The 20,747-nt window shown below is 70.6% G+C and carries 20 protein-coding genes and 1 pseudogene; 3 read left to right on the top strand and 18 right to left on the bottom strand.

The genetic code is table 11. The features are described from left to right. Positions 1-8 precede the first annotated feature (8 nt). From ACIBK4_RS38965 to ACIBK4_RS38955, 3 genes are all read right to left on the bottom strand, one after another. Positions 9-212 carry a hypothetical protein gene (locus ACIBK4_RS38965; protein ID WP_399002825.1) on the bottom strand — a complete coding sequence of 68 codons (204 nt, stop codon included), beginning with the start codon at positions 210-212 and terminating at the stop codon, positions 9-11. A 138-nt stretch (positions 213-350) separates the two neighbouring features. Then, on the bottom strand, positions 351-1,562 hold the full coding sequence (locus ACIBK4_RS38960) for an MFS transporter (protein WP_399002823.1): 1,212 nt from the start codon (positions 1,560-1,562) through the stop codon (positions 351-353). 286 nt (positions 1,563-1,848) lie between these two features. Beyond that, positions 1,849-2,937, bottom strand: a complete 1,089-nt coding sequence (locus ACIBK4_RS38955) for a hypothetical protein (RefSeq protein ID WP_399002821.1) — start codon at positions 2,935-2,937, stop codon at positions 1,849-1,851. On the opposite strand from ACIBK4_RS38955, the gene ACIBK4_RS38950 reads away from it, so the two are divergent. Next, positions 2,936-3,250 carry a MerR family transcriptional regulator gene (locus ACIBK4_RS38950; RefSeq protein WP_399002819.1) on the top strand — a complete coding sequence of 105 codons (315 nt, stop codon included), beginning with the start codon at positions 2,936-2,938 and terminating at the stop codon, positions 3,248-3,250. The genes ACIBK4_RS38955 and ACIBK4_RS38950 overlap by 2 nt on opposite strands. Before the next feature lie 86 nt (positions 3,251-3,336). Here the strand turns inward: ACIBK4_RS38950 and ACIBK4_RS38945 are convergent, their stop codons facing one another. From ACIBK4_RS38945 to ACIBK4_RS38875, 15 genes and pseudogenes are all read right to left on the bottom strand, one after another. Next, a complete protein-coding gene (locus ACIBK4_RS38945) occupies positions 3,337-4,332 on the bottom strand; it encodes a zinc-binding alcohol dehydrogenase family protein (protein ID WP_399002817.1) in 996 nt (331 codons plus the stop codon). A 370-nt stretch (positions 4,333-4,702) separates the two neighbouring features. Beyond that, entirely contained in the window at positions 4,703-5,176 is a 474-nt protein-coding gene (locus ACIBK4_RS38940) for a hypothetical protein (RefSeq protein WP_399002815.1), read from the bottom strand. Continuing rightward, positions 5,173-5,925 carry a gamma-glutamyl-gamma-aminobutyrate hydrolase family protein gene (locus ACIBK4_RS38935; RefSeq protein ID WP_399002813.1) on the bottom strand — a complete coding sequence of 251 codons (753 nt, stop codon included), beginning with the start codon at positions 5,923-5,925 and terminating at the stop codon, positions 5,173-5,175. The genes ACIBK4_RS38940 and ACIBK4_RS38935 overlap by 4 nt, the downstream gene beginning before the upstream one ends. After that, positions 5,922-7,265 (bottom strand): hypothetical protein, encoded by a 1,344-nt coding sequence (locus ACIBK4_RS38930; RefSeq protein ID WP_399002811.1) that lies wholly within the window; start codon positions 7,263-7,265, stop codon positions 5,922-5,924. The genes ACIBK4_RS38935 and ACIBK4_RS38930 overlap by 4 nt, the downstream gene beginning before the upstream one ends. A gap of 31 nt (positions 7,266-7,296) precedes the next feature. After that, positions 7,297-8,331, bottom strand: coding sequence for an aminotransferase class I/II-fold pyridoxal phosphate-dependent enzyme (locus ACIBK4_RS38925; RefSeq protein WP_399002809.1), 1,035 nt, complete (start codon positions 8,329-8,331; stop codon positions 7,297-7,299). A 12-nt stretch (positions 8,332-8,343) separates the two neighbouring features. Continuing rightward, positions 8,344-9,708, bottom strand: coding sequence for a hypothetical protein (locus ACIBK4_RS38920; RefSeq protein WP_399002807.1), 1,365 nt, complete (start codon positions 9,706-9,708; stop codon positions 8,344-8,346). Next, positions 9,708-11,189: an amidase family protein gene (locus ACIBK4_RS38915; protein ID WP_399002805.1), complete on the bottom strand. Its 1,482-nt coding sequence runs from the start codon at positions 11,187-11,189 to the stop codon at positions 9,708-9,710. Before ACIBK4_RS38915 ends, ACIBK4_RS38920 begins: the two co-directional genes overlap by 1 nt. Beyond that, the gene (locus ACIBK4_RS38910) at positions 11,186-11,950 is read right to left on the bottom strand and encodes an SDR family NAD(P)-dependent oxidoreductase (RefSeq protein WP_399002803.1); all 765 of its coding nucleotides are present in this window, start codon (positions 11,948-11,950) and stop codon (positions 11,186-11,188) included. The genes ACIBK4_RS38915 and ACIBK4_RS38910 overlap by 4 nt, the downstream gene beginning before the upstream one ends. A gap of 16 nt (positions 11,951-11,966) precedes the next feature. Next, the gene (locus tag ACIBK4_RS38905) at positions 11,967-13,208 is read right to left on the bottom strand and encodes an AMP-binding protein (RefSeq protein WP_399002801.1); all 1,242 of its coding nucleotides are present in this window, start codon (positions 13,206-13,208) and stop codon (positions 11,967-11,969) included. Beyond that, positions 13,208-14,272, bottom strand: a complete 1,065-nt coding sequence (locus tag ACIBK4_RS38900) for an AMP-binding protein (RefSeq protein ID WP_399002799.1) — start codon at positions 14,270-14,272, stop codon at positions 13,208-13,210. The genes ACIBK4_RS38905 and ACIBK4_RS38900 overlap by 1 nt, the downstream gene beginning before the upstream one ends. Then, positions 14,272-14,559 carry a hypothetical protein gene (locus ACIBK4_RS38895; RefSeq protein WP_399002797.1) on the bottom strand — a complete coding sequence of 96 codons (288 nt, stop codon included), beginning with the start codon at positions 14,557-14,559 and terminating at the stop codon, positions 14,272-14,274. The genes ACIBK4_RS38900 and ACIBK4_RS38895 overlap by 1 nt, the downstream gene beginning before the upstream one ends. After that, positions 14,552-14,917: a hypothetical protein gene (locus ACIBK4_RS38890; protein ID WP_399002795.1), complete on the bottom strand. Its 366-nt coding sequence runs from the start codon at positions 14,915-14,917 to the stop codon at positions 14,552-14,554. The genes ACIBK4_RS38895 and ACIBK4_RS38890 overlap by 8 nt, the downstream gene beginning before the upstream one ends. 35 nt (positions 14,918-14,952) lie before the next feature. Continuing rightward, on the bottom strand, positions 14,953-16,071 hold the full coding sequence (locus ACIBK4_RS38885) for a prenyltransferase/squalene oxidase repeat-containing protein (RefSeq protein WP_399002793.1): 1,119 nt from the start codon (positions 16,069-16,071) through the stop codon (positions 14,953-14,955). 92 nt (positions 16,072-16,163) lie between these two features. Next, positions 16,164-16,688, bottom strand: a pseudogene (locus ACIBK4_RS38880) (prenyltransferase/squalene oxidase repeat-containing protein); the annotation flags it as partial. A 4-nt stretch (positions 16,689-16,692) separates the two neighbouring features. Further along, a complete protein-coding gene (locus ACIBK4_RS38875; RefSeq protein ID WP_399002791.1) occupies positions 16,693-17,766 on the bottom strand; it encodes a phenylacetate--CoA ligase family protein in 1,074 nt (357 codons plus the stop codon). Between the two features lie 569 nt (positions 17,767-18,335). Between ACIBK4_RS38875 and ACIBK4_RS38870 the strand changes: the two genes are divergently transcribed. Then, complete coding sequence (locus tag ACIBK4_RS38870; RefSeq protein WP_399002789.1) at positions 18,336-19,910, top strand: MFS transporter; 1,575 nt, start codon at positions 18,336-18,338, stop codon at positions 19,908-19,910. A gap of 91 nt (positions 19,911-20,001) precedes the next feature. Then, complete coding sequence (locus ACIBK4_RS38865; protein WP_399002787.1) at positions 20,002-20,724, top strand: GntR family transcriptional regulator; 723 nt, start codon at positions 20,002-20,004, stop codon at positions 20,722-20,724. The last annotated feature ends 23 nt before the right edge of the window (positions 20,725-20,747 follow it).

The following is a 20,747-nucleotide window of genomic DNA, read 5'->3' as shown; positions in this document are numbered from 1 at the left end:
TGTGCGTATCAGGGGCGTTGGCGGACGTCGCGGTTCCGTACGCGCCAGGCCCGCACCAGCAGGAAGAGTCCGATCAGGGCCACCACCACGCCCAGCACCGCGTACTGGCCGTGGCCGGACATGGCCGAGCCGCTCATCGCGCCGGCGCCCTGCGCGATCCAGACCGCGCCGAGCACGACCAGGATGATCCCGCCGATTCCGCGGACCAACATGCCCACTCCATTCCCCGCACCGGTAAGTCCCCGGCGGTACCCGCCAGTTCATCGCTCAGCCTCCTCTGGTTCGGTGCACCGGGGGCGACCGAAAACCTTACGGAACGGGAACGTCGTGACGGTCGGGTGTCTTGGCGTCTAAGAGCCGGTGCGACGGACCCACGCTGCGCGCGCATGGGGCGCTGTCAGGACCGCCATCGCGGACGCGGCCGCCGCGGCGATCGCGAAGCCGCCGTGTGCGCCGTACGCGTCCACCGCGCGGCCGGACAGCGCTGCCGCCGTGGCGGAGCCGGCGGCGCTTGCCGAGTTCAGCCAGGTGAACGCCTGGGTGAGAGCGGCCCGGTGTACGGATGCCGCGGCGAGCACCGAGGAGAGCACCAGGATCGGGGGGACGGCCAGACCGGTGACGGCGAGAGTGAGCCCCAGTCCCGGAAAGGAGTCGGCGATGAGGAGGGGCAGGCAGGCCAGTGCCAACCCGGCGGCCACGAGCGCGAGTTGTGCCTGCGGCGGGGTGCGCCGTCGGCGCAGACCGTAGAGCCAGCCGGCCAGCAGGCCCGCGCAGTTCGACACCATGTACAGCGGCGCGGCCGCGTCCGCCGCGCCGTGCTCTACGGCGAAGGCCGTCACCGAGACCTGCATGGCGCCGAAGTACAGGCCCAGGGTGAGGTTGACGCCGACCTGCGTCGCGAACCCCGACCGCAGCAGCGAACGGCCCGCGCGCTCGCGCCCGGCGGTGCCGGCCGGCACCGGTACCGGCGCTGTGCGGCGCTGCGCGGCGAAGGCAAGTCCGCCGCCGACCACCAAGGTCGTGGCCAGCGCCATGCCCTGTGCCGGGCCGCTGTTCGCGCCGACCGTGGTGACCAGGGCCGGTCCGGCCAGGTAGCACAGCCCGTTGCCGAGCGATTCCAGGGCGAAGGCGGTGGGCAGAGCCGCCGCCCGCTCGCCGTGCAGCAGCGCCGACCAGCGGGCCGCCGACAGCGCGCCGAGCTGCGGGATCGTGGCGCCCACCAGCGCTCCGGCCGCCGTCATCAGCCAAGGGGGACTGCCGTTCTCGACCTGGGCCAGCAGCGAGACCACGGCGGCGGCGTGGGCGAGGAGGATCGGTGGCAGCACGCGGGTCTGCCCGAAGTGGTCGATCAGCCGGGCGAGTTGGGGCCCGACCAGCGCCTCGGCGACGGCGAAACCGCCGGTCACCAGGCCGCCCACGGCGTAGGAGCCGGTTCGGCCGTGGACCAGCCAGACGATGCCGAGGCTGGTCATGGCGATGCCGACGCGGGCTGTGGTGGCGGTGAGGAAGAAGGCTGCGGCACCGGGGGTGCGGAGCAGGGTGCGATAGGTCGCCGACGACACGGCGCGTCCCTTTCGCTGCCCGGCGGGGCGGACCACACGGGGTCGTCGGCGTCCTGATGTGCCGACCCGTGGTCAACGCCTGGAGCCGTCCAGTGCCGGCGTGGAGCAGGGACGCGTGCCCCACGCCGACTCCGTCACCGGGCAGAGGTCTCTCAAGTGGTCTCGGGTGTGGAGAAGAAGGACCGAGCCTAGGCGCTGCCCACGGGCCGCGTCCAGGCGGTTCGGCGCCGTCCTCGGAGGGAGTCGAGCGGGCGATCGGACGATCACGTCCCTGTTCCCGGCGAGCTCAGGAGCGGAACTCCCATCGGCGAAGGGAGGCATTCCAATGGAGTGTCCCCGGCTGTCCCTCCGGCCGGGACGGTGCCGTCGACGCGGGCGAGGGGAGATCGAGCCGGGCCAGTGCGTCGAAGGCCTCGTCGGCGGCTTCCGTGGGGATGTGCAGGGCGAGGTCGCGGCTGAAGTCCTGGGCGACCAGGACGAGTTGACCGTGATCGGCGACCCTGGCATCGGGATCCTCGCGCCGCCGGACCATCCTGCGCAGAGCGTTTCTGGCGACTTCGTGGGCATCCTGCGCGGCCTGGCCCACGAGGGCCTGGATGAACGGGATCAGGGCGACGCTGACCGTGATCGTGGTCACCGCGGTCGTCCAGTCCGTGGACTGCATCGACCACTGGTACGGAACCGCCTCGGCCCGCGCGTACAACTCGGCCATCCCGTCGGCGTCACCGCACAGAAAGGCGATGTCCCCCGCTTCGAACAGGGTCTGGCGGAGCAGGTTCTGGCCGAACGTCTTCTCCGTCTCCGCCTCCTCGGCCCTGCGCACCGCGCGCGCCGCGGCTTCGAGGGCCTGCTCGCGCCGGCCACGGGTGGCGTACCAGCGGGCGGCGAAGAGACCGCCGGCGCGGTCGCCCAGGGCGTCGGCCTCCTCGTAGAAGGGCCCTGCCTCGTCGCCGCGTCCTGCCTTCTCCAACCACCGCCCGTAGGCGACGAGACCGGCGGGCTCTCCGCTCTCGGCGGCCCGCCGGTACCACGCCTCAGCCTCACGCGGGTGACGGCCGCCCCATCGCTCCGCCACGACCAGGGCGGCTTCGCCTTCGGACGCCGCTTCCGACAGGACGAGCACCTCGAAGGCGGCGTCGGGTCGGCCCGCGTCGATGAGATCGTCCAGAACGAAGTGCATGCTGACGTGTTGCCAACTCAGCTTGCTGCCCCGCGCCTTGCGGAGCCAGGGACGGTACTCGTCGGCGGGTCTCCCGTTCAGGAGCAGCCAGCCACCGAACGTGACCCAGGCCCCGGGATCGTCGCCCTGCGCCGCACGCCGAAGCTCCTCCTCACGGTCCGGCATCCTGCTCTCGCCCGCCGGGGGAGTGGTCATGGTTCCTGCCTCCGTGTACTCGACCGCACGGACCTGGCACCAGGCCCGATGGCCGTTATGCCCTGACACGGTCGCGGCAAAGCACCTCTCTGTTTCCCGTCGGCGTTGTCGAGGGTTTGGGGCGTGGACCGTTACGCGGGCTGCTCGCCCGGATGACGCGCGGCTCACGTACGCGGTCGGGTGGCGAGATGGGGGCCTGCGCCACTACGAGGAACAGCGGCTCCTGTTATCGGCGCGGACGGCCGGTGGGCAGCGTGACTATCCCGACGAAGCCCTGGAGCGGGTCCAGCTCATCCAGGACTTCCAGGACTGATCAACTCGTCGCGAGGGTCCGGGGTTTGAGCCCACTCCTCCGGGTGCCGCCGTTCCCGGCCGGGTGTCCGTGGCGTCAGCGGCCGGTCACTCCTCCCCTCGTACGGCCAGCAGGGTCTTCCCCACGTTGAGCCCGGCCTGCATCCGCTCGTGCGCCCGGGCGGCGGCAGCCAGCGGAAGGACGTCGGTGACATCGATGTGCACGCCTCCGGAGGCGACGAGTTCCAGGGCCGCCAGGGCGTGGGCCCGCAGGAGGTCTGGGGCGCGTCGGGAGACGTCACCGATGTTGTAGCCGGTCAGTCCGCGATTGTTCTTCCACAGGGGAAGGAGCGGCAGGTTCAGGTCGGGGTGGCGAGCGGCCTCGCCGTAGAAGGCGATACGGCCGAAGGGCGCCAGCACGTCCAGACTGGCGAGGCGGGTGGGGCCGCCCACGGGATCGAGGACCACGTCCACGCCTCGCCCGCCGGTCGCGTCACGCACCGCGTCGGGGAAGTCCTCCCTCGGGAAGACCGCGTCGTATCCGAACCGCTTGGCGTACTCGGCCTTGTCGGCGCTGCCGACGGTGCCGAACACGGTGTCCGCGCCGAGGGCGCGGGCGAGTTGGGCGGCCACGGAGCCCACGCCGCCGGCCGCCGCGTGGATGAGCACGCTGTCGCCGGCGCGGAGCCGGGCCGCCGCGGCGAGGACGCCGTAGGCCGTGGGCAGGACGAGAGCGGAGCCGCCGGCGGTCCGCAGGCCGATCTCGCCCGACGGGGTGCGCAGCGGGAACGTGAAGCGGGCCGGGGCGACCGCGTACTCGGCGTAGCCGCCGCCGTCGGGCAGGTACACGGCGACCGGGTCGCCGACGGCGAGCCCGCTGACGTCCTCGCCGAGCGCGGCGACCTGCCCGGAGGCCTCCATGCCGGGGATGTCGAGTGGGCTCGGCGGGCCGAAGTCGCCCAGTCGGTGCTGCACTTCGGCGTAGTTCACTCCCGCGTAGGCCACCCGGACCAGGACCTCTCCGGGTCCGGGCCGCGGGGTCGGCACCTCGACGGTGCGCAGGACCTCGGGGCCGCCGATCTCGTCGAATCCGATCGCGCGCATGACGTGTCCTTCTGTGGTCGTCCGACGGTTGCGGACGTGTTCGGGGGCCACGTCCGTGGTGGTGAGATGAGTGAGGAACTCGGCCTGAGACGCGAGCCGTTCAGCGGGCGCCGGCGCGACAGAGCGCGGCTGCGACCCGTACCAGGTCGACGCAGCGGCGGCAGGTCAGCGAGGGGCGCGGCATGCGGCGATGCAAACACGGTGGACTCACGCACGTCAACGACCGCACGGTTGTGCCCTCCTGGAGGCCGGCGGGTACAACTCCCCGATATGCGGGGCGCGTTCGCCTACGGCAGGTGCGAGGACACGCCAAGCCTGGATCCACCGAGCCGAGCACCGCTGCCCAGGTGAGTGGTGCTCGGCTCGGCGGTTACGTGAGGGGCGTGACGCGCCCGGGCAGTACGTCGTCCGTGCGGTCCGGGTCCGGAGCGCCGTTGAGGAGTTCGGCGACGAGGTCGGCCAGGTCCGGTGGGAGAACCGGTTCGTCGAGCGCCGCGAGGTCCGACGGGGCGTACCAGCGGGCCGCGTCGCCGGGTGGTCCGGGGACGTCCAGCCGGACGAGGAACAGGAGTTCCTCCGTTCGGGCCAGTTCACCCGCCACGACGGACGAGGCCGACCGGCGACACAGGCGCTGTGGCCCGGGCTCCGTCGTCGGAAGCGTCAGGTCGGTCACGAGGGCGTCTGCCGTCGACCGGGCCGTTACGCCTTGTTGTCGTCGGACGCCGGGCAGGACCCAGCGCGGTGCGGAGCCGGCTTGCTGATTTTTGACCAGGAGCAACCGGTCGTCGGTGTCGACGGCGACGAGCCGGACCCAGTGCTCCGTCGGCCTGCGCGGAATGATCACCCGGGCCGCACAGGAGTCCGGGAACCGGCGGAGAGGCCGGTCGGCGTCGGGAGCGGTGCGTCGTGGCACGCGGCCACGAAGGCGGCGAAGAGTGCCGCGTCGCCGGACAGCTCCGGGTGCCACTGCACGCCCACGACGAACCGCTTGTCCGGATCCTCGACGGCTTCGGGCAGGCCGTCGTCGCTGCGCGCCGTGACCCGGAGCCCGCCGGGCTCGGCGACGCCCTGGTGGTGGTGGGAGTTGACGCGGGCGGACCGTCCGTAGACAGCGGCTGCCTTGCTCCCCGCGCTGAACGTCACCTCGTGTTCGCCCAGGACCCCTTCACTGGGGAGGTGCCCGGTGTGGCCGAGGAGATCGGGCAGGTGCTGGTGCAGGGTGCCGCCGTAGAGAATGACGAGCAGTTGGAGGCCGCAGCAGACGCCGAGTACGGGCAGGTTCCGGTCCAGGGCCGCGCGGAGCAGCAGGAGTTCACCCGCGTCGCGGTCCGGGCGGGGCTGGTCCGTGGTGGGGTGGCGGTCCTGGCCGAAGTGCGCCGGGTCGATGTCCGCGCCTCCGGGCAGGAGCAGACCGTCCAGCCGGTCCAGCACGTCGGAGTCCTGGGAGTCCGGCGGCAGCACGACGGCTCTTCCCCCGGCCTGGGTGACACCTCGGACGAAGGACTGCTGGATGACGGTGGCGTCGGTGTCCCAGATGTTCCATCGGGCCTGTTCCCGATAGCCGGCTATGCCGATGACGGGGCGTCGGCTCATGAGGCCGCACCCACGCTGTCCAGGCTGCTCCGGCGCAGAGTGCGCAGGGAGTCCGAGGCGAGGGCCAGCGCCGTGCGCAGCAGCGGGGAGTCCTCGTCGAGGCGAGCGCCGATCCGGGGGCGGCGGCGCAGCCGGGCGGTGCGGTCGGCCAGTTCCTCGTACGGCCCGTCGCCCTGCACGGCAGCCGCGAACACGTCGGCGAGCTCCACGAGATCGGCACTCGACAGGCCCTGATATGTGGGCTCGTTCAGGCCGATCCGTACTCCCTGACCGGCGAACCCGGGCAGCCCGTCCAGGAAATTCACCTTGATACCGGCCGCGGCGAGCCGGTCACTGGCCGTCTTCGGCGGTATCCCGTCGGCCGCGGTGTCGAGCCAGAGCTGGTGGCCGGCGGAGTAACCCCGGTCGGCCGCTACGACGGTGAGGCCGCGCTCGGTGAGCAGCCGGCCGAACTCCTTGGTATTGGCGACCACGGCCCGGGCGTACTCGACTCCGCCGAAGTCGCGGAACTCCAGCAGAGCGATGCCGAGGCTGATCGTGGCGGCGAAGTGGTGACTGCTGATCAAGTAGTCCTGAGTGTCCCGGATGCGTTTTTCGATGCCGGGGTCCCTGGTGAGCAGTACCGCCTTCTGTGGCCCCGGGAACGTCTTGTGCGTCGAGCCGCCGTAGCTGTCGGCGCCCAGGTCGAGCGGGTTGGGGAACACTCCGGCGAGGATCAGGCCGAACCAGTGGCTGGCGTCCACGTGCACCAGGGTCTCCGGGGAGACCTCGCGCACGGTGGTCACCAGACTCGCCACGTCGACCGGGAAGAGGCAGTGCGACTGGTCGACGTAGACCAGCGCGGGCCGCACCCGGCCGAGCAACTGTGCCGCGTGGTCCAGGTCGAGGCTGTGCGGGTCGGGTCCGCGCAGGTATTCGACGTGCAGTCCCAGCCGCCGGGCGACGCTGGGGGTGGCATAGTGGCCGCCGTTCTCGGGGGCGATGGTCACCACGGTGGAGCCGGGCTCCCCGCCGAGCGTGCCGAGGGCGAGCGTCATGGCGTTCAGTCCGCTGAGCGGTCGGGCCGTTGCATAGCGGGCCCGCCCCAACTGTTCGAGGAGCGGCACGGTGAGTGCCGTCTCCAGGTCGCGCAGCCGCTCGGCGCCGCGGAAGTGCCACCGTTCGTCGTGGCCGCTCTCGTTGAAGAAGTAGCGGTGGTACGGGTCGAGTAACAGGGGGAGCTTCGCGAGGCCCGAGGTCGCGTTCTCGGAGGGGACCATGCTCAGCGTCCGTCCCGCTTCCTCCTCGTGTTCGGCGAGGAGCCGCAGGATGTCGTCGAGCGTCAGAGCGGTTTCTGGCACCTGTCTGCCTTTTCTTTTGAAGGGGTGGTGATCAGACGGACCGCAGGGAGGCCCGTAGTTCCGCCAGCTCGCCGCTCGTGGGGGCGGTGATCCTCACGCCGGAGACACGGCCGGGAGCCGTCCCGTCGAAGGCGCGGACGACCACGCCGTGGTCCAGGAAGAACCGATGGGCGGCGAGCGGGTCGTCGACCGCGACGAACCGGTAGTGGATCGGCACCCCGCGCACCACGCCGTCGAACCGCGCGGCGAGGATCTCCTCCAGTTCGGAGGCGTTGCGCAGCAGGTCCGAGCGGGTGCGCTCGACCCAGGCGAGATCGGTGAGCGCGGCGGTGGCCAGCACGCTGTCGATGTGCGACAGCGTCCAGTTGAGCTTGCGCTCCGCGACGCGCCGCGCGATGTCCTCGTTGAGCGTCCACAGCGCGCCGGTGCGGGTGCCCGCGATGCCGAACAGCTTGTTCGGCGATCTCAGGACCACCACGTTGCGCAGCCCGCTGTGCACCATGGACAGCTCGCGGTATTCGGGGACGAACTCGATGTAGGCCTCGTCGACGATGAGGACGGACCGGGGGTTGGCACGCGCGAGGGCCACCAGATCGTCACGGTGCAGATAGAGACCGAGCGGGTTGTTCGGGTTGGACAGGAAGACGTACGGATGGGTCCTCAGCGCTTCGCCGACCCGCTCCAGCCGGGTGCGCACGGTCTCCGTGACCCCGGGCGGCGGAGGCAGATGCGTGGGGAACCAGCGGATGGTGTCCGTGTAGTCGGGCGTGATCACGGCGACCCGATCGGCCGGCAGCAGCTGGGCGAGGACCCGGATGAACTCGGTGATGCCGCGACCCGGTACGAGCTGTGCCGGGTCCGCCCCCATGAAGGCGGCGTAGGCCTCGGTGAACGCCTCTTCGGAGCCGTAGGGGTGGGCGAGGATGTGTTTGGGGTCGATGTCGCGCAACGCCGCCGCGACGGACGGTGGCGGCCCGTACCGGTTGACGCACGTTCCCAGGTCCAGATACGGCCCGGCCGGAAGACTCCGGAGGTCGCCGCCCTGTGACTCCAACAAGGTCTGCACGGTCTGTTCTCCTCAAGCGGGGACGGGTGACGGGTTCCGTACGGCGCGGCGGTACTGCGTCCAGACCACGGCCAGCGCGACCAGGGTGAAGACGACCATGCCGCGGATGAACACCCGGTATCCGAGGACCGAGCCACCGATGCCCATGAGCATCGAGCCGAGCGGAATGGTGGAGAAGACGGTCAGCCGCCGCAGACTGAAGACGCGGACGCGGATCGCCGCGGGGGTCAGGCGCAGCCAGACGGCACCGCCGACGGCGACGAGGATGGAGAACAGCCCGCCGGAGGCGGCCATCGCCACGACGACGGTCACCGGCCAGGGCGCGATCGTGGTGGCGAGCAGCACGGTCAGGATGAGCGCGAAGGCGATGCTCGCCAGCCGCAGACTCGCCCGGGTGTCGGCCGGCGGCGGGACACGGACCAGCACCAGACAGCCGACCAGCATGCCCAGGCCGTAAGCCGAAGAAGCCGTGCTGTACAGGGTGGCCTGCTGGCTCGTGGAGATCCCGTACTCGGCGTTGAAGGCGGGCAGGACGGAGTAGAAGGGGAAGACGATCAGATTGCCGAGCGCGCCGAAGAAGACGAGGAACACCAGCTCCGGGTAGCTGCGGATGAGCCGGACCGATCCGGTGGCGTCCCGCCACACGTTCCGCAGGAGGTTCACCGGGTTCAGCGCGTGCGTGCCGGATGCCGTCGCGGTGTCCTTGCGCGGCTGCGGTACGGCCCCGGACGTGACGGCCCGGCCGAGCAGCGGGACCGCTCCCAGGGCGAGCAGCGCGCAGGCCAGCGCCGCCAGCGACACCCAGCGCAGGCTGCCGTAGGCAAGCAGTGCGCCGGCGGTCAACGGGGCGATGACGCGCGCTACTTGGGGATGGATCTGGGTGAGCAGAGCGGTCCGGGCGGGTGGCCAGGAGGGTGGTGCCAGGTCGGCGCCGATGTTCTCGACGGCGGCCATGTAGATCTGCTGCAGGGAGTAGACGAGGACGTAGCAGGCGCCCGCGGCCAGCAGGGCGACGGTGCCGCCCGGACTCAGACCGAGGATGTGCAACAGCAGTGCCAGCGGGATGAGCAGGGTCAGCAGGATCGTGACGACGGTGCGCCGACGGTCGGCGGAGTCGATCACGCCGGCCAGCAGCAGGACGCTGACGAGCGAGACGGCACTGGCCACACCGACGACGACGCCCAGATGCGCGCCGCCGTCCGGGGCCCGGCTGATCCACCAGCTTAGCCCGAAGACCGCGAGGCCGGTGCCGATGACCGTCACCACGCTCGGCACCCAGACCCCTATGAAGGGGCCGGCGCCCAAGGGGCCGTCCACCGGCACGGCCGTCACATCGGGTGGCGCGGTGGCCTTCGGCTGTTCCTGTTGATACGTCATCACGCGGTCCTTCCGAGCGGGTCCGGGGCACTGGGCGGTCCGGGGAAGATGCCGAGGTCGTCGACGAGCGAGGCGATCTCCTGCGCGAAGCGGATCAGCAGGGGCTCGCTGCCGGCCGGTCCCATCGCTTGCAGGGGTACGGGAACGCGTGGTGCGGAGGTCACCGCGACCGGGAACGTGATCGCCGGCAGTCCGGCGAAGCTGGCCACGGGGGAGAAGCCGACGCGCTGGTCGAAGTCGGGCTCGGCCGGGTGCGGAATGGTGGACGTGGACGCCGACGACTCCTGGGGGGCCCGGGGCAGCCGGGGGTCCACCGGGAGGAGCCAGAGATCCACACCCTGGTCCGCGAAGAGCGTGGGAACGCGGGCGCGGGTCCGGTCGAGCGCGGCACGTATCTCGTCGTAGCGCGCCGCCCCGATGTCGGCGCCTGCTTCCAGGGCCAGCCGGGTCGACTCGTCCAGGTGGTCGTCGAGCCGGTCGCGGACGGTCTGGTAGGCATCCCAAGCCGTCCGCACACACAGCTCGTACGTGGTCGCCCGGTGCCGCCACAGCTCGCCGAGCCGCACCGGGACGACGTCGTGGCCGGCCCGCGCCAGCCGATCGGTCACGGTGTCGAGCCCGGCCCGGATCTCGGGGGCGAGGGTGCTCTCCAGGGCCTCGCGGACGATGCCGATCCGCAGACCGGTGTCGTTCTGGGGGAGTCGCGGATCGCGCGCCGGGGGCGGTGTGCCCAGACCGCCGAGCCCCGCGCGGTACCAGAAGTAGGCGAGGTCGTCGGCGGTCCTGGCCAGCCAGCCGGGCGCGTCCAGCAAGGGGGAGAGCTGGAACACCCCGTCGAGCAGCCGGGGTTGATGCGTCAGCCGCAGCCCGACGACCCCGCAGGCGGCGGCCGGGTAGCGCACGGACGCGACGGTGTCGGTGCCCAGTGCCACGTCGCAGATGTGCGCGGCGACGGCCACGGCACTGCCGGTGCTGGAACCGGACGGATCGACGGCCGGGAAGAGCGGGTTCGTGCACCCGTGGTCCTGGCCGATGCTCAGCTCCGGTGTCACGAGCTTGGCGACGACCGACACGCCGCGCAGCTCGCGCAGCGGCGCGGCGGAGCGGGTGGGGTGGTGCCGGTAGCGCCGGAGCCCGAGCCGGGTGGCGAAGCCGGCCACGTCCACGGTGTCCTTCACCCCGACCCGCACATCGTGCCCGGTCGGTGGGACGGTGCGCAGCTCGGTCGTGGCCCGGTGGATGTGGTCGGCAGCCGTGGCCCACCGATGGGCCGCGGCGCGCCATGCCACGGTGTTGAGCCGCCCCGAGGCCAGCAGCCGGGCCCGCTCGGCGAGCGGGAGCCGCAGCTCCGCCGGGGGCTCGGCGTGCGGGAGACCGGGATGCGGTGGAGCCCCGGGTGCCTTCCCGGGATCGGGATCCCGGACCGTGCGCGCGATGTCGTACGGTGCCGAAGTCGAGGTGGCCGAGGTCGCGGAGGTCAACGTCCCCGCTCCGCGCCGCCGTTGACCTGCAGGATCTGGCCGGTGATGTGGCCGGCCGCCGGGGACGCCAGCCAGTGGACCGTCTCGGCGACGTCCTGCGGGGTTCCGGCCCGCCCGTTGAGGGTCTGGCCGACGAGGGTGCGCTCGCGTTCCGGGGAGAGGGCGCCCCGGAAGAACTCGGTCCCGGCGATGTACCCGGGGGCCACGACGTTGACGGTGATGCCCCGACCGCCGAGCGCGGCTGCCAGATCGTACGCGTACGGGTGCAGCGCGGCCTTGGCTCCGGCATAGGAGCCGGAGCCCGAGCCCCGGTAGGCGGCGATCGAGCTGAGCAGGACGATCCGTCCGCCGGGCGCGGTGAGCAGGTCACGCAGCGACTCGGTGAGCAGCACGGTGGTCAGGACGTTGGCCCGGAAGTTGCCGGTCCAGTGGGCGGCGGCCTGTTCGGCCGGGCTCGCCTGCGCCGGCGGGACGTCCAGGGCCGTGTTCCCGCCCGCGCTGTGCACCAGCACGTCGACCCTGCCGTACCGCTCGCTCAGGACGTCCCGGACCCGGTCGGCCTCGGTGGCCTCGGCGAGATCGGCGGCCAGCGCCGCCACCTTGACCTCGGCCCCGGCCGCCGTGATCTCCGCCGCCGTACGGTCGAGTACGTCGGGGCGCCGGCCGACGACGACCACCTGGTCCCCGTCCCGGGCGAACTTCTCGGCGACAGCCCGGCCGATGCCGGTACCGCCCCCGCTGATGACGACTACGCGTGACATATGGCTCTCTTCTCTCTCAGTTCTCGTTGCTGTGCGCGGGGTCGGGGACGGTCTCCGTCTTCACGACCAGGGGGGTCTTCTGCGTCTGCTGGTTGACCACGAGTTCGTCCACGACCCGGACGGTGAATCGGTCCGGGGACGATCCGACGGCCCAGCCGAGCTTGTAGACCTGGGTGAGGACGCGCCGGCGGGCGAGGTCCTCGGTGGCCTCGCGCGGGGTGCCGGGCTCGACCAGGAGCCGTACTTCCATGCGCTCGTCGGGGCGGCCGTGGCGGAACAGCACCAGCTGGACGTCCCGGACGCCGGGTACGGCGCGGGCCACCTCGGTGATGTCGGTCGGGAGCAGAAGAATGCTCACGAACTTCAGCTGCGGATCGTCGCGGCCGAGGACTTGGAGCGCACGGTCGGAGCGCCCGCAGGGGCAGTCGACGAAGCGGCCGAGGTCGCCGACCCGGTAGCGCAGGATGGGGTTGACGCACTCCGGATGGGTGTTGGTCACCAGGACGACGCCGTCCTGGATCTCCACGTGCTGGTACGGCAGCACATGGAAGGTGTCGACCGGGCAGTCGGGTTCGTTGACCCCGATCACCCAGCTCTCCGTCGAGCCGTACACGCCGTACAGCCGGCTGTCCGGCATCAGGCGCCGGGTGATCTCGGCCGCGCGCCCGCTGTAGCCCTCGCCGGTCCACAGCAGCTTGCGGAAAGCGGGCAGGGGCCTGCCGACGGATGCGCAGAACTCCAGGATCCGGGCGATCTGGCTGGGGGGGGCGTCCAGTGCGGTGGCGCCCAGCCGGTCGACGAAGTCCAGCCAGTCCGCGAGTTCGTCGTTCTCGACCGAACCCAGCGGGACCGTGACGGCACCCGCGTGATGGGCGACGGCGTTGAAGAAGTTGTGCGAGGACCACATACGGCCGGGTGTGTTGAAGTTGACCAGGATGTCGTCGGCCGTGAGGGGCTGCCAGTGCCGGACGATCTCCGGGACGAACATGCCGGTCGGCACGAGGCTCAGGCGGGGCGTGCCGGTCGTCCCGCCGCTGCCGTACACGTACGCGCCGTGTGGCCGGGCGCGGGCCGTCCGCACCACGCCCTCCAGCGCGTCGGCGAGCTTCTCCTTGGTCAGCACCGGGAGATCGGTGAGCGTCACGGAGTCGTCCGTGAGGAACTGCTCGTAGGCGGGGCGCAGTTCGGGAATGGCCGTGACCCTGCCGAGGACCTCCCGCAGCGTGGCGGACGGCAGACCGGAGGCGACGAGTGTCATCAGTGTGCTTCCTTACGCATGGCTGGGACGGTTTGCGGCGACTCGGCCGCTCGGATCACGCGCGGTGCCTGCCAGCGGGGCAGCAGCCGCAACGCGGCCTCCTCGACGGCCTGTTGGGCCCCCGGGTCGCCGCTCGTGAGCACCTCGTACCACTCGCCGCGCACCGGGTCGTCGACGAGGAGACAGACGGGTGAGGCGGCCGGCACCGCGGCGCGCAGGCTCTCTTCGATGGCCCGCAGGTCGGCCCTGCGGCCGTTGATGTTCACGATGCGCCCGCCCCGGCCGACGAGCCGGTAGGTGCGGTCGCCGGTCGGCTCCACCACGTCGTCCAGGACGTGCCGGGCGGGAAAGCCACCGCCGGCGGGCCGGGCCAGCCGGGGGCTGCGTACGGCCAGCAGTTCCCGGCGACCGGGCACGGGCGGCTCGGCGAAGGACACATCGGGGGCGAGCGTCCACTCATGGCGGTCGTCCTCGCGCAGACCGACCATGCCGGTCTCGGTCGAACCGTGCACCTCGAACAGGCCCATGGTGGGCCGGAGTTCACGGACCCGGCGGGCGGCGGAGGGCAGCCGACCGGTGCTGTGCGTGACCACCAGCCGTTCGTATCGGCCGAGTTGAGCGGCGGACCGTTCCAGCAGCCACCAGGACGACGGCACGGCGACGACCAGCAGTCGGCCACGGCTGCGGGGCAGTGGATCGACGGTGCGCGTGTAGTGGGCGGGTCGGCCGAGGAGCGCGGGCAGCAATGCGCCGAACAGCATGCCGTACAGATGGTGCAGAGGCGCGTGCACGACCAACGCGTCCGGCTCGGCGGCGGTCAGTGCACGGGCCAACGCCACGGTTTCGGCCACGAGTTGATCGCGGGTGCGCAGCCACACGGCCGGCGACCCCGTCGATCCCGAGGTGGCGAAGGGGACTTCGGCCGGCAGGAGCGCGAGCAGGTCGGTGGAATCGACCACGCGCAGCCCGGCCCAGTCCACGGTGGTGCCGACGGGCGTCTCCTGACGGGTGAGCACTCCTTCGAGGCAGTCCTGGGGCGTCTGCCGGACGATCTCGCCGGCCATCAGAATCCGCTCTCCAACACCGAGGCCGCGGCCTGTTTGCGTTGTACCAGTCGCAGGATGGACGTGACGCTCGCGAAGGTCACCCGCAGGTCGTCCTCGACGAGGTCGATGACGACGCCGGTCCTTTTCTCGACCCCGCCCACGGAGTCGATGACGGCGAGACTGTCGTACTGCTCGTAAAGGGTGGTGAGCGGGAGGTCGTCCTGCGCCGGGTCCAGGGTGACGCGGAGCACCTCTCCCACGACGTTCCGGATGCCCTCGCGCAGCACCTGCTCGGAGTCACTCATGAGGTACGGCCTCGGCGAGTGAGGCCCCGGTGAAGTGCAGCCGGGGGTCGACCGGGTCGAACTGGACGAAGACGCGTCCGGGTGCGACGCGCGGCCCGAGTTCCCGCACGACGCGTTCCGCCAGCTCCCGGCGGAAGGTGTCGGTGCGCGCGTGGTCGACGGTGAGGCGTACGAAGGCGAATGCGGACGTCAGAGGGAACGGGCCGCTGAAGACGTCCTGGTCGTTCACCTGGTTGAACCGGGTGATGACGTGGTTGATGTCCACTCCCTGGGTGCGCAGCCAGAGACTGAGGTTCTTGGTGAACGTCTTCCGCAACGCGGGGTCGTCGACAGAGGTGTCGACCGTGATGGTAGGCATGAAAGTCCTTCAGGCTTCAGCGATGTGAGTGACCGTCAGAGATTGAGCGCGGGCAGCCGGGACGTCTGCGTGAGCAGCGTGCCGAGGGCTCCGGCGAGCGGGCCGCCGTCACGACGGCCGAGCGGACTCCAGGCGTACGTACCGTCGGGCAGCCGGACCCGGTCCAGGAACCGGCTCAGTTCCGGACCGTCGACGGGGAGGCCGAGGGTCTGCAGGGTCAGGACGGCCTGGTACGTCGAGACCAGGTCCGGGATTCCGCGCGGATGCGCGGCGAAGCCGCCCAGGCGAGAGGCGTACGGAAGCAGCAGCCGGTCGGCGACCGCACGGAGGCCGTCCGCGTCGTGGTCCTCCCTGTCGGCTCCCAGCAGGTGCAGCACCCGCAGGGCCTGCGCGGTGCTCGCCGCGGTCACGGCGGCGCCGGGGGAGTAGCGGTAGCCGGTGTCCGCCCGGCACGAGTCGGTGAAGGAACGCAGGGCCACGGTGTCCAACGCGTCGGCGCGGCGGCCCAGGCAGGCGAGGATGTCGAGAGCCGAAGCCGTCGCCACCATGTCCGAGGCGCGTCCGTGCCAGTAGCCGAAGCCGCCGTCGGTGTTATGCAACAGCCGCAGCCAGGCGACGATCCGGTCGGCGTCCAGTTGCTCCCGCCGCGCGGCGGCCAGTGCCGAGACGGCCCACAGGGTGCACCGGACCTCGGCACCCCGGCCCGGCATGTACATCACGCCGCCCTCGTACGGCAGATGGGCCGCGTGCAGCCAGCGGGCCAGACCGTCCGGCCCCTGCTCCGCACCGCTGCCGTTCGCCGTCCCGGTCAGCAGCGCGGCGGAGGTGGCCAGGCTGTCCCCGGCACCGTCGGTGCGACGATAGGTGAAACCGCCCTCGGGCAGTTCGCACCGTTTCAGAAAGGCGACCACGGCTGCCGTGTCGCGGGGCGAGCGCCCCAGCGTCAGCAGGGCGCCGACCGCGCTGAAGGCCGCCCACACATCGGCGTCCGGGTAGTCGTCCCAGCGGGTGAAAGAGCCGGCGGCGGCCTGTCTGCCGGTGATCCAGTCCACGCAGTCCGCCTCGCGGTCCGGCCGCTCACCGAGCGCCGCCAGCGCGCGTACCGCGCGGAACGTGGCCCACAGGTCGTCCGCCGTGGCCGACTCGTCGAACACGAAACCGCCCGCCGGGGTCTGCCGGTCGTCCAGCCATCCGACCAGCGCGGGATGCTTCCACGGCCGCGGGGCGTCGCCGAACGCCAGGCCGTCGCCGCGTAGTAGCAGGCACGTACGTCCGACTCGCTCGCCCCCGGATACCAGCCGAGACCGCCGTCGTGCCGTTGCAGCGCACCGAGCCAGGACTTCAGCTCCTCGGGCTGCGGTATTTCGGTACCGAGTATCTCGGCATACGTACGGGCGGTGTAATAGGTGGCCCACACATCGGGTCGTTGTCCGGGGGTCATGGAGAACCCGCCGGAGGGATCCCGTGTAGTGGTGATCCATTCCTCCAGTTCCGCCCGGTGCGGAATCTCCGCGTCGAGGTCGGCGAGTGCCTGGGTGCAGTAGTACGTGGCCCAGACGTCCGAGGTCAGACCCTTCTGCCAGGCGAAACCACCGTCGTTGTTCTGGGCGGCGTGAAGGAATCGTACGGTCTTTTCCGGATCGGACGGCTTTTCACCGAGCCAGGTCAGCGTCCGGACAGCGGCGTACGTGCACCACAGGTCGGCCGTGCCTTGCCGGGCTCCGCCGTCGGACGTCCGTAACTCGCTGAAGGGGAGAACATCGAGAGGCACTTCTTCATCCCACCCACTGGATGTTGGTTCGTTTCCAGTTCTTCTGGCTGCCGCCGGACTTGTTCAGCTGCGGAAGTTCTTCCACGGAGGTGATCTGAGTCCATTCGACGCCGATGCCGGCGAATTCTTTTCGGAGCCGGTCGTGGAGGTCTGACGCATCCCCCGAGAAGTCGACGTCCCGTTCCACGACGAGCCGTGCGGAGGCGCCGTCGGGGCGCTTGAGCTGCACCAGGTAGCCCGTCACCCCGGCAACGGAGTAGACGATCTCCTCGACAGCCCCCGCGGAGAGCGGAACACCGCCGACCGTGATGGATTCGGAGTCCCGGCCGTGGACGGTGATCACCGGCAGGCCGAGACCGCACCCGCACTCCTGTCCACTCCGCAGCGTGACCAGATCGCCGGTCGCGTACCTGAGGAGCGGCCGGGCGAAGTTGTTCAGCGTCGTCACCACCAGCTCGCCGGTCCGTCCGGCCTCCGCCGGAACGGCACGGCCGTCGGCCAGCACCTCCACCAGATGGCTCTGGAGCAACAGGTGAAGCCGGTCCTCTTCACACCCGGCGGCGATGGTCCCCGTCTCCGTGCTGCCGTACGAGACGTCGATGACCCGCGCACCCCAGATCTCCGCGAGGCGGGCCCGCAGGGACCGGCTGCTCACCTCGCCCAGCAGCATCAGGGACTCCACGCCGTCGCGGATCTCGTCGAGTCGTCCACGCCGTTTGAGCAGGCGTGTCCACTGCAGGATCACGCCGGGGGCCGCGAAGACGTGCTGAGGCCGGTAGGTGGTGAACAGCGACTCCAGCCGGTCCCAGTCGCAGATGCCCTGGGTGAAGGGATAGGCGCGCAGCATCGTGCAGTTCAGGTATTCCGTCACGCCCGCCACCAGGTCGCACACCGGCGCCACGTCGGACGGCAGAAGTGCGGCGACCCGATCGCCCGGACGGAGAACACGGCTCCAGATCGTGGCCACGGACACGGTATTCCAGATCGTGTCCGCCGGCAGTCTCGGAGTCGGGGTGGGCACACCGGTCGACCCCGATGTCTCGTAGTATTTGTGATAAGGGGCATCCGTGCACTGCAAGAATGCAGTCGGGTTTTCTTTGAGTACAGCCTTCGACGTTATGGGAACATCAGCAAGGAGCTGCTTCCTCAGCGCCGGCTGTGCAGCGTAGTAGGGGCTCCGATGTGCTCGCTCCCACAGGTTCCGTAACTTTCCCTGCTGACTCTCGGAAACTAACTCCGCGGCGAATCCTCCGTCGATCAACCGCAATCGCTCCGCGTGTGCGTCAGACAGGTGGGAATTTTCCGAAAGGCCGGATGTGAACAAGGTGAAGAACCCTTTCGATTAAGGGTCGATTCCGGGGTTGAAAAAATCTTTGCATGTACCAATGACCAGGGGCAAGGTGTCAGTGGAATCGCAACGGTAGGCAATAAAACTTACACGATTGATCAACATCATATCGGGGCGTACAGGACAAAATGTATTTCCATTGCGGCCGTGTATCGCACGTGTGAATCGACGCGAGCCGAACCCGGGACGCCGAGGCGGGCCACCTTGCGGCTCTGTGCCCCGCCGCTATACGCCATGTATGGTGAACCGATGTCGCTATACGCGGTGTATAGCGAACGGGGTTGCTTGGAGTCCGGCGTATGAGCACGGCAGTGAACGAGTCGGGTCCGGCGGAGACGTCTCCCGCGGCCCGTCGCAAGGTGTTGAAGGCGCTCAGCGGGCTGCTGCTCGCGCTGTTCGTCTCCACCCTCAGCAGTACGGTCGTCTCCAGCGCGCTGCCGAAGATCATCGGCGCGGTGCACGGATCGCAGACCCAGTACACATGGGTCGTCACCGCGACCCTGCTCACCACCACGGCGACGACGCCGATCTGGGGCAAGCTCGCCGACCTGTTCAGCAAGAAGACCCTCGTGCAGGTGTCCATCGCCGTCTTCGTGCTGGGTGCCGTCGCGTCCGGGATCAGCCAGACCGCGGGGCAGCTCATAGCCTCGCGGGCGTTGCAGGGCGTCGGCGTCGGCGGTGTGCAGGCCCTCGTCCAGATCACCCTCGCGGCGATGATCCCGCCCCGCGAACGCGGCCGCTACAGCGGCTACTTGAGCAGCGTCACGGCCACGTCGACCATCGGCGGGCCACTCCTCGGCGGCGTCATCGTCGACACCTCGTGGCTGGGATGGCGGTGGTGCTTCTTCATCGGCGTGCCCATCGCCGCCGTAGCCCTGTTCCTGCTCCAGCGGACGCTGAACCTGCCCGTCCTCCGGCGTGAGAACGTCAAGATCGACTACCTCGGGGCGACCCTCATCGCCTCCGGTGTCAGCGTGCTGCTCGTGTGGGTGTCGTTCGTCGACAACTCCTTCGGCTGGGCCTCGTGGCAGACCGCGGCCATGGTGGCCGGCGGGCTGGCGCTGATCGGCGCGGCCGTGTGGGTGGAGTCGCGGGCCGCCGAACCCGTCGTACCGCTCACTATCGTGAAGCAACGCACGACCGCCCTGGCGATCGTCGGAAGCCTCGCCGTCGGTACGGCGATGTTCGGTGCCGCCGTGTTCCTCAGCCAGTACTTCCAGCTCAGCCGGGGGCACAGCCCGACCGGGGCGGGGCTGCTGACGATTCCGATGATGGCCGGGATTCTCATCGCCTCCACGGTCGCGGGCCGACTGATCAGCCGGACCGGGACGATCAAGCCGTTCATCATCACCGGCGCCGTCCTGCTCACCGTCGGATTCGCCGTGCTCGGCACCATCGACTCCCGAACGCCCATGCCGCTCCTGGGCGTTGCGATGCTGTGTGTCGGGATGGGCGTCGGCATGACGCTGCAGAACCTGGTGCTCGTCGTGCAGAACACCGTACCGTTGAAGGACATCGGCGCGGCCAGCTCCACGGTGTCGTTCTTCCGGTCCCTCGGCGGCACGATCGGTGTCTCCGTCCTCGGCGCCGTGCTCGCCCGGCACGTCCAGGACCAGATCGCGCACGGCCTCGCCTCGACGGGACTACGGACCACGGGCGCCACCACGGACATCGCCGCGCAGCCCGCCGCCGTACAGGAGATCATCCGTGTCGCCTACGGCGACGCCACAGCGCAGATCTTCCTGCTCTCCGCCGCCGCGGCCGTCCTCGCGGTGGTCGCCGCGATCCTGCTGAAGCCGGTCAGCCTGCGCAGCAGCCTCGACCTGACCGAGAAGAGCGGGGGAGCGGCGACGGTCGCCGCGGGGGCGGGATGACGAGCCGGACCAATCCTCCGCGGGAGCCCCTCTCAACCCGTCTACCTGGGTAAACTGTCGGGAACGCCAAGTGCCTTGAGGGGGAGCCGGGATGCCGCCGCACAGTCCTTCCGCGGCCGGAGTCCCGGACGAGGGCGACGAGCCGAGCGGGCCCCCCGTCCGGCAGGCGCTGTCGGACAGCGTGTACGAGCGCATCAAGGCGATGGTCATGGACCACGAGATCGCCCCCGGCGCCCGCGTCGGCATCGAAGCGCTCGCCCGCACCCTCAAGGTCTCGCCAACTCCCGTACGGGAGGCGCTCGCTCGGCTGGAGTCCGACGGCCTGGTGGTGAAGCGGGCGCTCTCCGGATACCGGGCCACGCAGTTGCTCACCAGTCAGGGTCTCAATGAACTCTTCGAGATGCGGCTGCTGTTGGAGCCCAGGGCCGCCGCACTGGCCGCCGTCAACGCCACCGAGTCCCAACTCGACGGCATCGAGCGGATCGTCGAGGAGATGCAGGCCCACCCGAGCCCGAACGAACGGTACGCGTCGTACCGCGACTTCGCCGCCCTCGACCAGCGCTTCCACGAGGCGATCGGCCAGGCCGCGCACCGCCCCCTGCTGGCGGACGCGGTGGAACGGCTCCACGCGCATCTGCACATCTTCAGGCTCAGCAAGGTGGTTGGCGCCTGGGGCCCGACCGTCGCCGAGCACGAGCGGATCGTCCGCGCGGTGCTCCGCCGCAACCCCGAGCGGGCCGCCGAGGCGATGACGGAGCACCTGACGCGCAGCCTGGAACGGCAGATCGAGGACGGCGAGGGGTCCGGGTCCTGAACGGCCGCTGCTGAAGCCGGAGT

The sequence above is a fragment of the Streptomyces sp. NPDC050528 genome, assembly GCF_044457795.1.
Lineage (GTDB): Bacteria > Actinomycetota > Actinomycetes > Streptomycetales > Streptomycetaceae > Streptomyces.
The sequence above is the reverse complement of the archived record's forward strand: the minus strand, read 5'-3'. Positions and strand labels throughout refer to the sequence as shown.

Bases quoted from the DNA above. Each gene is read 5' to 3' on its own strand.
- ACIBK4_RS38965 (WP_399002825.1), bottom strand. From the start codon at position 212: ATGTTGGTCCGCGGAATCGGCGGGATCATCCTGGTCGTGCTCGGCGCG.
- ACIBK4_RS38890 (WP_399002795.1), bottom strand. From the start codon at position 14,917: ATGCCTACCATCACGGTCGACACCTCTGTCGACGACCCCGCGTTGCGG.
- ACIBK4_RS38945 (WP_399002817.1), bottom strand. From the start codon at position 4,332: ATGCGCGCGATCGGATTCGACGAGATCGGCGGCCCCGAGGTCCTGCGC.
- ACIBK4_RS38950 (WP_399002819.1), top strand. From the start codon at position 2,936: ATGGTTCCTGCCTCCGTGTACTCGACCGCACGGACCTGGCACCAGGCC.
- ACIBK4_RS38910 (WP_399002803.1), bottom strand. From the start codon at position 11,950: ATGTCACGCGTAGTCGTCATCAGCGGGGGCGGTACCGGCATCGGCCGG.
- ACIBK4_RS38920 (WP_399002807.1), bottom strand. From the start codon at position 9,708: ATGACGTATCAACAGGAACAGCCGAAGGCCACCGCGCCACCCGATGTG.
- ACIBK4_RS38935 (WP_399002813.1), bottom strand. From the start codon at position 5,925: ATGAGCCGACGCCCCGTCATCGGCATAGCCGGCTATCGGGAACAGGCC.
- ACIBK4_RS38955 (WP_399002821.1), bottom strand. From the start codon at position 2,937: ATGACCACTCCCCCGGCGGGCGAGAGCAGGATGCCGGACCGTGAGGAG.
- ACIBK4_RS38905 (WP_399002801.1), bottom strand. From the start codon at position 13,208: ATGACACTCGTCGCCTCCGGTCTGCCGTCCGCCACGCTGCGGGAGGTC.
- ACIBK4_RS38895 (WP_399002797.1), bottom strand. From the start codon at position 14,559: ATGAGTGACTCCGAGCAGGTGCTGCGCGAGGGCATCCGGAACGTCGTG.
- ACIBK4_RS38865 (WP_399002787.1), top strand. From the start codon at position 20,002: ATGCCGCCGCACAGTCCTTCCGCGGCCGGAGTCCCGGACGAGGGCGAC.
- ACIBK4_RS38870 (WP_399002789.1), top strand. From the start codon at position 18,336: ATGAGCACGGCAGTGAACGAGTCGGGTCCGGCGGAGACGTCTCCCGCG.
- ACIBK4_RS38900 (WP_399002799.1), bottom strand. From the start codon at position 14,272: ATGGCCGGCGAGATCGTCCGGCAGACGCCCCAGGACTGCCTCGAAGGA.